This is a genomic window from Ectopseudomonas oleovorans (assembly GCF_003052605.1).
GTDB classification, from domain to species: Bacteria; Pseudomonadota; Gammaproteobacteria; order Pseudomonadales; family Pseudomonadaceae; genus Aquipseudomonas; species Aquipseudomonas oleovorans_A.
Genome location: NZ_QASO01000055.1, coordinates 1 through 9,919, shown reverse-complemented (window position 1 = coordinate 9,919; position 9,919 = coordinate 1). Strand labels below are relative to the sequence as shown.

The following is a 9,919-nucleotide window of genomic DNA, read 5'->3' as shown; positions in this document are numbered from 1 at the left end:
AGTTGCTTGCGGCATTTGACCTGCTCATGGCTGTCGACACCATGAACTTGAAAAACCTGCTTTGCCAAATCCACGCCTATGCGTTTAAGTTTCATGCGGGCTCCCCCTCCGGGATTGCTTGTTTTACAACCTTCAGTCTGGCGCAATGACGCCGTAGGAGGGAGGAGTCCATCTCATTGGGGTACGCAATTGAAGGTGAAACTCATGAATCAGCAACTCGATCCCATTGTCATCGTCAGCGCCGCCCGCACCCCATGGGTGGTTTTCTCGGCGACAGACCCTAGGCGCCGCCGAACTGGGCGCCGCCGCCATCCGCTCGACCCGGAGCGCGCCGGGCTTGCGGCCGAGGCGGTGGACACGGTGCTGATGGGCTGCGTGTTGCAGGCCGGCCAGGGCCAGGCACCGGCGCGCCAGGCGGCGTTGGGCGCAGGGTTGAGCCAGGCGGTGCAGTGCACCACGCTGAACAAGATGTGTGGCTCCGGCATGCAGGCGCTGATGCTCGGCCATGACCAGTTGCTGGCCGGTAGCAGCGAAGTGCTGGTGGCCGGCGGCATGGAGAGCATGTCCAACGCGCCGTATCTGCTGACGCGTGCCCGTGGTGGTTATCGCATGGGCCATGGTCAGGTGCCCGACCACATGTTCCTCGACGGCCTGGAGGACGCCTTCGAGCGCGGCCGGCTGATGGGCACCTTCGCCGAGGATTGTGCGCAGCAGTATCGCTTCAGTCGTGAGGAGCAGGATGCCTATGCCCTGGAGTCGCTGCACCGCGCCCAGCAGGCGATAACGGAAGGCCGCTTCGCCAGTGCGGCTTCACGTTCGCTACGGCCGCCGGCCAAACTGACATGGGCACTGCGCACCAGGCCGCTGCGATGCTCCATCAGCACATGCCCCATGTAGCTCAGCTGCGCGCCGGTGTTGTGGCTCTTGCGGTATAGCCGGGCATCCGGATCGCTGGTCGAGGCGTGGGTGTCGTTGCTGCGTTTCTGCCCTTTGAAGTCCGGCTGGGCATTGCGCGGCCCGGGCTCCTGGTCATCCGGAGAGTCGTCCTTGGGGCGGAAGCTCTTCTGTGAGGCCCACGCCTGCAGCAGGGTGCCGTCGACCGAGAAGTGCTCATCCGACATCAGTCCCTGCTTCTCGGCCAGGCGCACCACTTCGCTCAGAAACTCGGCGGCCACGGTGAGCATTGAGGCGGTCACGGTTCTTCGAGAACACCGAGTGATCCCACACCGGGTCGTCAATGGCCAGGCCGACGAACCAGCGAAAAAGCAGGTTGTAGCCCAGTTGCTCCATGAGCATGCGCTCGCTGCGCAGCGAGTAGAGCAGCTGCAGCAATTGCGCCCGCATCAGCTTCTCCGGGGCAATCGAGGTGCGGCCGGTGTCGGCATACAAGGTGTCGAACAGGGCACTCATCCGTTGCAGAGCGGTGTTGGCCAGCTTGCGGATGGCGCGCAGGGGATGATTCACCGGCACGAAGTCATCGAGCTTGGCGACAGTGAACAGGGACTCCTGGGTGATATCGGCTCCACGCATGGAAATCGAGAGCTCCGGCAGATTGGAGCCAATATCGTAAACCACACGCCGCAAAACCAGACAGGGCGTGGGCGAATTTCAACAAGCTGCTAGGTGACGTTGAACAGGCCGCGTACATGCTTCGGCAGGGCCACCGACCTGCCGCTTTCATGATCGATCCACACCAGCTTGCAGTAACCCTCACCATAGACCGTGAGCGGGTCTTCGGCGGTGGTCAGCCGGTGTGCGATCACCAGGCTGCTGCGTCCCACCACGCCTGCCCGCAGTTCCACCACCACGGTGGCGGGGTGGATCACCGGTTTCAGGTAGGTGTGCTGGGTCTGCAGTACCACCGGACCGAATGGCACGTTGCTCAAGGCTACGCCGGCCAGCTCGAACCAGGCGACACGAGCCTCTTCCAGGTACTGCATGTAGATGATGTTGTTGACGTGCCCGTAGCTGTCCATGTCGCCCCAGCGTACGGGGATGTGTGCTGTATGCAGCAAGGTTTCGTCGGTCATCGCTTTTCTTCGCTATGCTGCCCAATCAGGGCTCAAGGCTTTATACTACGCGGCATTCGGCCCGCTGGCGGTGGCCACATTATTATCCTCAAGGAGAGATTTAAATGCATGTGATCGGTGCTCGCTGGATCGCGCGCCTGGGTGGCCTGATGGCCCTCGTTGGCCTGAGCCTGCTGCCTGCGATGAGTCAGGCCGCTTCGGAAGAAGATCCTTGGGAAAGTTTCAATCGCCCCATCTTCCGCTTCAACGATACCGTCGACACCTATGCGCTGAAGCCGATCGCCCAGGGTTACCGGGCTGTCACGCCGCAGTTTCTCGAAGATGGCGTGCACAACGTCTTCGGCAATATCGGCGACGTTGGCAACCTGGCCAACAACCTGCTGCAGGGCAAGTTGCACAACGCCGGCGTCGATACCGGTCGCCTGATCTTCAACACCACCTTCGGTGTGCTGGGCTTCTTCGACGTGGCCAAGCACATGGGCCTGCGCAAGAATGACGAAGACTTCGGTCAGACCCTGGGTGTCTGGGGTTTGGAAAGCGGCCCTTACCTGGTCATCCCGCTCCTCGGCCCAAGCACCGTGCGCGACGCTGCCGGGCGTGTACCGGATAGCTTCCTGACCCCCTATCCGTACATCGACCATGTGCCGACCCGCAACGTCACTCGTGGCGTACAGGTGGTCGACACCCGTGCCAATCTGCTGCAGGCCGAGCGACTGGTCAGCGGCGACAAGTACATCTTCATCCGCAACGCCTACCTGCAGAGCCGTGAGTTCAAGGTGAAAGATGGGCAGGTTGAAGACGACTTCTAAGTCCTGATAGATGCAAAAAAGGCGGCTCTAGATCCGCCTTTTTCGTAAATGCAGATTTCAGCTCATGGATATGATTGCCAAGCCCAGCGATTGACGACCGTCGCCCAGATCGCTGATCCGAACCACTTCGGCCTGGGCGTCGAGGCCGGCGAGCTCGCTGTGCTCTGAAGGGATGTGGACCTTGACCTTGTCGCCCATGCTCAGGGCCGCTTCAGCCTCGATTTGTATGCCGGTACTGGAAAGATCCAGGCACAGTGCAGGGATTTCCCGGCCAGCGTGATGGAGGACGACTGCAGCTTCCAGTCGCATGCGGATGTAGTCGCGTTTCTCGCTGTACGCTCGATCATTCTGACTCATGGACCCTGTCCTCGTCTTCTTATGAGCTCTCCCGCGGCTCTTATAACCCTCGTCGATTTGACCTGTAAAGCCGCCGAACGACGACCGGTTCCGGCTTGAATCGGCCGGCAGATGGGAGTACCGTCTGCCCCTTGAAATCGCCCTGGCGCCATAGATGCGGCGCCGCGCCATGGGCAGTGACCAAAATTGCCCTGGCGCAGTTTGCCTGGATACCCCATGCACAAAACCAGTGCCACTCTGCTGATCATCGACGACGACGATGTCGTACGTGCAAGCCTCGCGGCCTACCTCGAGGACAGCGGCTTCAAGGTGTTGCAGGCCAACAACGGTTTGCAGGGGCTGGAAGTGTTCCAGCAGGAAGGCCCCGACCTGATGATCTGCGACCTGCGCATGCCGCAGGTCGACGGTCTTGAACTGATTCGACGTATCAACGCGCTGGGTGTCGAGGTACCGGTGATCGTCGTTTCCGGTGCCGGCGTGATGAACGATGCCGTCGAAGCCCTGCGTCTCGGCGCTGCCGACTACCTGATCAAACCTCTCGAAGACCTGGCGGTGCTGGAGCACTCGGTGCGTCGCGCGCTGGATCGTGCGCGTCTGCGCGTCGAGAACCAGCTCTATCGCGAGAAGCTGGAGGCGACCAATCGTGAGCTCCAGGCCAGCCTGCATCTATTGCAGGAGGACCAGAACGCCGGCCGTCAGGTACAGATGAACATGCTGCCAGTGACGCCCTGGCAGGCCGATGGCCTGAACTTCGCGCACCTGATCATTCCGTCGCTGTACCTGTCCGGTGACTTCGTCGATTACTTCCGTATCGACGAGCGCCGCATCGCGTTCTACCTGGCCGATGTCTCCGGCCATGGGGCGTCCTCGGCATTCGTCACCGTGCTGCTCAAGTTCATGACCACGCGCCTGCTCTACGAGTGGCGGCGTGGCGGTACGCTGCCGCAGTTCAAGCCCTCGGATGTGCTCGGTCACATCAACCGCGGCCTGATCAACTGTAAGCTGGGCAAACACGTGACCATGCTCGGCGGCGTGATCGACGAGGAGAGCGGCATGCTCACCTACAGCATCGGCGGGCATCTACCATTGCCGGTGCTGTTCGAGAATGGTCAGGCGCGTTACCTGGAAGGCCGCGGTCTGCCGGTCGGCCTTTTCGAAGAAGCCGAATACGGCGATCTGGTGATGCAGTTGCCTGAGTCTTTCAGCCTGACCCTGCTCTCCGACGGCATTCTCGACCTGTTGCCGGGCGATACGCTGAAAGAGAAGGAATTGGCGCTGCCACAACTGGTTAGCCAGGCTGGCGGTACGCTGGGCGGTTTGCGTCAAGTTCTCGGTCTGGCCAATCTGGGCGAGATGCCGGATGATATCGCCTTGCTGGTGTTGAGCAGGAACCTTGCATGAATCCTGGGATAAGCCCCGGTCGCATCCAATTCGCCGAGCAGGATGGAACCTTCGTCCTGAAGTTTGTCGGTGAAGTCCGTCTGACGCTGTGTTCAGCTCTGGATGCCACGATTGAAAAGATTTTCACCGCGTTGAATTTTTCGGCCATCGTCATCGACTTGACTGAAACGCGCAGTATCGACAGCACGACTCTCGGTTTGCTGGCGAAATTGTCCATTCTGTCGCGGCAGAAGGTGGGCCTGTTGCCGACCGTTGTCACCACTCACGACGACATCACCCGTTTGCTGGAGTCCATGGGTTTCGATCAGGTGTTCAACATCGTCGATCGGCCGATTCCCTGCCCGGATTGTCTGGATGATCTGCCTTCGCAGGATCAGTCCGAAGAGGTGGTGAAGGCCAAGGTGCTGGAAGCGCACCGCATTCTGATGGGGCTCAACGACTCCAACCGCGAGGCCTTTCACGATTTGGTCAGCGCGCTCGAGCGGCACTGATCGATTGTTTTCCGTAGGGTGCGCTGCGCGCACCGATATCTGCCGAGAAAGTCGTTGGTGCGCACAACGCGCTCTACTTTCTAACTCGCGATGAAAAGGGGCGTCAGCCAAGCTGACGCCCCCTTTGTCATTCAGGCCTTGGCGGCCAGCAGGGCTTCGAGTTTCTCCTGATCGCGGGCGAACAGGCGGATGCCTTCGGCCAGTTTCTCGGTGGCCATGGCGTCTTCGTTCAGCGCCCAGCGGAAGCCGCCTTCATCGAGGCTCTGGCGAGGTTCGCCGTTAGCACCCAGGGCGAGCTGGCGACTCAGTTGGCCATCGTCCTCAGCCAGTTTCTGCAGCAGGTCGGGGCTGATGGTCAGGCGGTCGCAACCAGCCAACGCTTCGATCTGACCAAGATTGCGGAAGCTTGCCCCCATCACCACGGTGTCGTAGCCGTTTGCCTTGTAGTAGTCGTAGATGCGCGTGACCGATTGCACGCCAGGATCATCGTTGCCTACGAAATCACGGCCCTCGGCCTTCTTGTACCAATCGTAGATGCGCCCCACGAACGGCGAGATGAGGAATATGCCGGCATCGGCGCAGGCCTGTGCCTGGGCGAAGGCGAACAGCAGCGTCAGGTTGGTCTGCACGCCGGCTTTTTCCAACTGCTCGGCGGCGCGGATGCCTTCCCAGGTCGAAGCTATCTTGATCAGTACGCGATCGCGGCCAATACCCGCTTTTTCGTAAAGGCCGATCAGGCGCTCGGCGCGGCGCAGGGTCGCGTCGGTGTCGAACGACAGGCGCGCATCGACTTCGGTGGAAATGCGCCCCGGAATGACCTTGAGGATCTCCTGGCCGACGGCCACCGCGAAGTGATCGCAGGCCAATCCCAGGTCTCCCTTGCCGGCACTCACTGCCTGATTCAACAGATCGGCATAGCGGGGTAGGGCCGCCGCCTTGAGCAGCAGCGAGGGGTTGGTGGTGGCATCCACCGGTTGCAGGCGGGCGATGGCGTCGAGGTCACCGGTGTCAGCGACTACGGTAGTGAACTGCTTGAGTTGTTCCAGCTTGGAGGTCATGACGAGGCCTTGTCGTTGCAGATGGCATGACCTTACCCGAGGCGCTGCAAGCGCTCAACGGTCGGGTCACTGACAAAATTTACCTTTTCGGGCTGCGCTTTTCGCTGGCTCGTTCGTCTTTAGTAATGACGGTACGTGAGAACGTACCGAAGTCGGTGGAGTCCGACTGTAGACGAGCTGCCAAGGAGCCCGAACATGTCGACCCAAACCCTGCTTTCTCGTTCAGTTTCCGCAGGCCTGGATACGCGTCAGTGCCGTGAGTGGCTGCAGGCCGCCGGGCTGCGCCTCAGCATGCCCCGGCTCAAGGTGGTGGAGGCGCTGTGCAGCGCCAATGACGAGCAGGAAATATCCGCGCGCGCACTCCACCAGCAATTGAGTGAGGCCGGCGAACCGCTGTCGCTGGTCAGCGTGCGCCAGGTGCTGCGCAGCAGGAGGAGAATGGCCTGGTGCAGACGACGGGGCGTAGCCGCTATCGTCTGAGCGCGCCGGATCAATGACCGCGTAGCAGTTCGGCTGCCTGATCGAGCAGCGCCAGCGGGTCTTGCACCTTGTGAATGTCCACCGACAGCAACTGGCGGAAGCGCCGCGCACCTGGGAAGCCTTGAGCCAGGCCCAGCACGTGACGGCTGACGTGATGCAGGGTGCCGCCCTCGCGCAGATGCTGTTCGACGTAGGGTTTGAGTGCGAGCAGGGCGTCCATGCGGGTAATGCCCGCGTCCGCGGCGCCGAACAGGCGACTGTCCACCTGCGCCAGCAGATAGGGATTGTGATAGGCCTCGCGGCCGAGCATCACGCCGTCGAAGGTCTGCAGGTGCTGCTCGCATTCCTCAAGGGTCTTGATGCCGCCGTTGAGGATGATCTCCAGGTCGGGGAAGTCCTGCTTGAGTTGGGCAGCCACGTCGTAACGCAGCGGCGGGATCTCGCGGTTTTCCTTTGGCGACAGGCCTTCGAGGATGGCGATACGCGCATGCACGGTGAAGCTGCGGCAACCGGCATCACGCACCTGGCCGACGAAATCGCACAGCTCGGCGTAACTGTCACGGCCATTGATGCCGATGCGGTGCTTGACCGTCACCGGGATGTTCACGGCGTCCTGCATGGCCTTGACGCAGTCGGCTACCAGCGCCGGATGGCCCATCAGGCAGGCGCCGATCATGTTGTTCTGCACCCGATCGCTGGGGCAACCAACGTTCAGGTTCACTTCGTCATAGCCATGCTCTTCGGCCATCTTCGCGCAGGTCGCCAGGTCCTGCGGGTTGCTGCCGCCCAACTGCAGGGCAATCGGATGTTCGCACTCGCTGTAACGCAGGAAACGCTCGCGGTCGCCATGGATCAGCGCGCCGGTGGTGACCATCTCGGTGTAGAGCAGGGCATGACGCGACAGCTGGCGGAGAAAGAACCGGCAGTGACGGTCCGTCCAGTCCATCATCGGGGCGACGGAAAAACGGCGGGACAGGGAAGAGCGCGTGGTGGCTGGCTTTGAGGCTGATTCTAGAGGCATTTGTTTAGATCGGTTAAAGGCCAAAATGGCTTATTTCTGCCCGTTTTTGCGCATGTGGTGCTAAAATTTAGCACTGGTAAATGCATTTTTAGCACTGATGGTGAGCGATGTGGGAACGATCACTCGGCGCGTGAACAAAAGCGGGCAGACCAAGTACACGGTTCAGATTCGGCTGCGCCGCAAGGGAGTCATAGTCTACCAAGAAAGCCAGTCCTTCGACCGTAAGCCGGTTGCTCGCGCTTGGATGATGAGGAGGGAGGCCGAACTGGCGTTGCCAGGCGCTCTTGAAAAGGCTTCGCGGGAGGATGTGCCGCTCAAGAAAATCATTGAGCGCTATCTTGATGAATACGAGCTGATACGTCCGCTCGGAAAAACCAAGCGAGCTACCTTGAAAGCGATCAGCGAGACCTGGCTAGGCCAAATTGCTGATGTCAATCTGACGAGCCAGAAATTGGTCGAGTACGCGCAATGGCGGATGAGCCAGGAGGGAGGTGGTGTCCAGGCGCAGACGGTTGGAAACGATCTCGCACATCTTGGCGCTGTCCTGTCAGTCGCTAAGCCTGCCTGGGGATATGAGGTCGACGCGAGCGCGATGGCTGATGCGCGCAAGGTGCTACGTAAGCTGGGTATGGTGTCTCGAAGTCGAGAACGTGATCGGCGACCTAGGAGTCTGTCGGACTTTCCAAGTCTTCCGCGCGTTGGGGGTATCCGCGACAATCGGGGCTCTGCTACCGAGAGCCCGTCCCTATGAGCCGTTTTGTCCCAGTTGACCGTGACACCGCGTACCTGCTGCCGCCCTCGGTAGACGAATGGTTGCCGAATGATCACTTGGCGCGATTCGTGGTTGAGGTCATCGAGCAACTCGATCTGCGCGAACTGACCGGCCAATACGCCGGCCGGGGGTCGGCCGCACACCATCCGGCCGTGCTGCTTGGCCTGCTGATCTACGGCTACGCCAACGGCGTGCACTCCAGCCGCAAGATCGAGCGCGCGACCTACGACTCGGTGGCGTTTCGCTATGTGGCGGCCAACACTCACCCCGACCACGACACCCTGGCCACGTTCCGTCGGCGCTTCCTGACGGCGGTCGAATCGCTGTTCGTCCAGGTGCTGCTGCTGGCACGTGAGATGAAGCTGCTCAAGCTTGGCCACATTGCGCTCGACGGCACCAAGATCGATGCCAATGCCAGTAAGCACAAAGCCTTGTCCTGGGGCTATGCCAACAGGATCGAGGTGCAGTTACGCGAGGAAGTCCAGCAGTTGTTGACGCTGGCCGAGAACAGTGACCGTGCCGCCGTGCCCGATGGCATGGATGTACCGGCCGAGATTGCCCGGCGTGAAGATCGGCTCAGCGCCATTGCCCAGGCCAAGGCCAAGATCGAGCAGCGCGCGGCTGAGCGACACGCCGTCGAGCAGCAGGAATTCGAGGTCAAGACGGCCAAGCGTCAGGCCCAACGCAAGGCCGGCAAGAAGCCGCGGGGCAAGGATCCCGAACCACCTGCGGCCGGCCCCAAAGACAGCGATCAAGTCAATCTAACCGATGAAGAATCGCGCATCATGCCCGCCTCAAGCGGCGGCTTCGAGCAGAGCTACAACGCTCAGGCCGGGGTGGATGTCGAGACGATGCTGGTCATCACACAGCATGTCACCCAGGCCAGCAACGACAAGCGCGAAGTGGTCCCTACGCTGCAGCGCATTGCGGCCTTGCCCGCCGCGCTGGGCGAGGTGCAAACGCTGATTGCGGACAACGGCTTCTTCAGCCAAGCCAACGTGAGCGCCTGCCACGCAGCCGAGATCGAACCGCTGCTGGCGCTCAAGCGCGAATCGCATCATTTGCCCGTGCTGGAGCGCTTTGCCGCCGACTCGCCGTCACCGCAGACGAGCGACCCGGTCGAGCAGATGGCCCATTGCCTGAGCACGCAAAGTGGCCGAGCGCTGTACAAACTGCGCAAGCAGACGGTTGAGCCGGTGTTCGGCATCATCAAGCGGGTGATGGGCTGGCGGCAAATGAGCATGCGCGGACTCGCCAAGGCTCAAGGTGAATGGAGCTTGGTGACCATGGCCTGGAACATCAAGCGCCTGCATGTACTGCGTGCCGCGTAAAGGTAGAAAGGTACGCCCTGAGGCCGCTCAAACGGCGGCCCAGGCGTGCAGATACGTCCTTGGGGTCGCGCCAGCGGACTCAGATGTCTGAAAGGAACGGCAACGCGTCAAAAAGCACCTTGATCCCGCTCTATCCTTTCTTGCGGGGTCAAGTCCGACAAGCTGCTAG

Annotated in this window: 11 protein-coding genes and 2 pseudogenes; 7 read left to right on the top strand and 6 right to left on the bottom strand. The window is 61.1% G+C overall.

The annotated features are described in order from the left end of the window. Positions 1–95, bottom strand: a 95-nt coding sequence (locus DBO86_RS26570; protein ID WP_244185501.1) for a hypothetical protein, incomplete at its 3' end; no start/stop codon positions are given. On the opposite strand from DBO86_RS26570, the gene DBO86_RS10070 reads away from it, so the two are divergent. Continuing rightward, positions 79–897, top strand: a complete 819-nt coding sequence (locus tag DBO86_RS10070) for a thiolase family protein (RefSeq protein ID WP_341865946.1) — start codon at positions 79–81, stop codon at positions 895–897. The two genes, DBO86_RS26570 and DBO86_RS10070, sit on opposite strands and share 17 nt — an antisense overlap. On the opposite strand, the pseudogene DBO86_RS10065 reads toward DBO86_RS10070, so the two are convergent. Together DBO86_RS10065 and DBO86_RS10060 are read right to left on the bottom strand one after the other, a co-directional pair. Beyond that, positions 801–1,530, bottom strand: a pseudogene (locus DBO86_RS10065) (IS5 family transposase); the annotation flags it as partial. The gene DBO86_RS10070 and the pseudogene DBO86_RS10065 sit on opposite strands and share 97 nt — an antisense overlap. A gap of 89 nt (positions 1,531–1,619) precedes the next feature. Continuing rightward, positions 1,620–2,030 carry an acyl-CoA thioesterase gene (locus tag DBO86_RS10060; RefSeq protein ID WP_003461354.1) on the bottom strand — a complete coding sequence of 137 codons (411 nt, stop codon included), beginning with the start codon at positions 2,028–2,030 and terminating at the stop codon, positions 1,620–1,622. Between the two features lie 104 nt (positions 2,031–2,134). Between DBO86_RS10060 and DBO86_RS10055 the strand changes: the two genes are divergently transcribed. Next, positions 2,135–2,839 (top strand): MlaA family lipoprotein, encoded by a 705-nt coding sequence (locus DBO86_RS10055; protein WP_108233604.1) that lies wholly within the window; start codon positions 2,135–2,137, stop codon positions 2,837–2,839. Between the two features lie 57 nt (positions 2,840–2,896). On the opposite strand, the gene DBO86_RS10050 is transcribed toward DBO86_RS10055, so the two are convergent. Beyond that, positions 2,897–3,196 carry a PilZ domain-containing protein gene (locus DBO86_RS10050; protein ID WP_003461356.1) on the bottom strand — a complete coding sequence of 100 codons (300 nt, stop codon included), beginning with the start codon at positions 3,194–3,196 and terminating at the stop codon, positions 2,897–2,899. A gap of 216 nt (positions 3,197–3,412) precedes the next feature. Here DBO86_RS10050 and rssB point away from each other — a divergent pair, with 216 nt between their 5' ends. Together rssB and rssC are read left to right on the top strand one after the other, a co-directional pair. Then, positions 3,413–4,597 carry a two-component system response regulator RssB gene (rssB, locus tag DBO86_RS10045; protein WP_003461357.1) on the top strand — a complete coding sequence of 395 codons (1,185 nt, stop codon included), beginning with the start codon at positions 3,413–3,415 and terminating at the stop codon, positions 4,595–4,597. A gap of 8 nt (positions 4,598–4,605) precedes the next feature. After that, complete coding sequence (gene rssC, locus DBO86_RS10040) at positions 4,606–5,088, top strand: anti-sigma factor antagonist RssC (protein WP_026088796.1); 483 nt, start codon at positions 4,606–4,608, stop codon at positions 5,086–5,088. 131 nt (positions 5,089–5,219) lie between these two features. Here rssC and tal read toward each other — a convergent pair whose 3' ends face one another. Further along, the gene (tal, locus tag DBO86_RS10035; protein ID WP_003461359.1) at positions 5,220–6,146 is read right to left on the bottom strand and encodes a transaldolase; all 927 of its coding nucleotides are present in this window, start codon (positions 6,144–6,146) and stop codon (positions 5,220–5,222) included. Positions 6,147–6,341: 195 nt separating this feature from the next. Here tal and DBO86_RS10030 point away from each other — a divergent pair, with 195 nt between their 5' ends. Next, a complete protein-coding gene (locus tag DBO86_RS10030; protein WP_003461360.1) occupies positions 6,342–6,626 on the top strand; it encodes a hypothetical protein in 285 nt (94 codons plus the stop codon). Between the two features lie 10 nt (positions 6,627–6,636). On the opposite strand, the gene dusA is transcribed toward DBO86_RS10030, so the two are convergent. After that, a complete protein-coding gene (gene dusA / locus DBO86_RS10025) occupies positions 6,637–7,647 on the bottom strand; it encodes a tRNA dihydrouridine(20/20a) synthase DusA (protein WP_108233603.1) in 1,011 nt (336 codons plus the stop codon). 109 nt (positions 7,648–7,756) lie between these two features. On the opposite strand from dusA, the pseudogene DBO86_RS10020 reads away from it, so the two are divergent. Together DBO86_RS10020 and DBO86_RS10015 are read left to right on the top strand one after the other, a co-directional pair. Then, positions 7,757–8,311: pseudogene (locus DBO86_RS10020) on the top strand (site-specific integrase); the annotation flags it as partial. An 83-nt stretch (positions 8,312–8,394) separates the two neighbouring features. Then, positions 8,395–9,750, top strand: coding sequence for an IS1182 family transposase (locus DBO86_RS10015; RefSeq protein ID WP_042858280.1), 1,356 nt, complete (start codon positions 8,395–8,397; stop codon positions 9,748–9,750). Positions 9,751–9,919 lie beyond the last annotated feature (169 nt).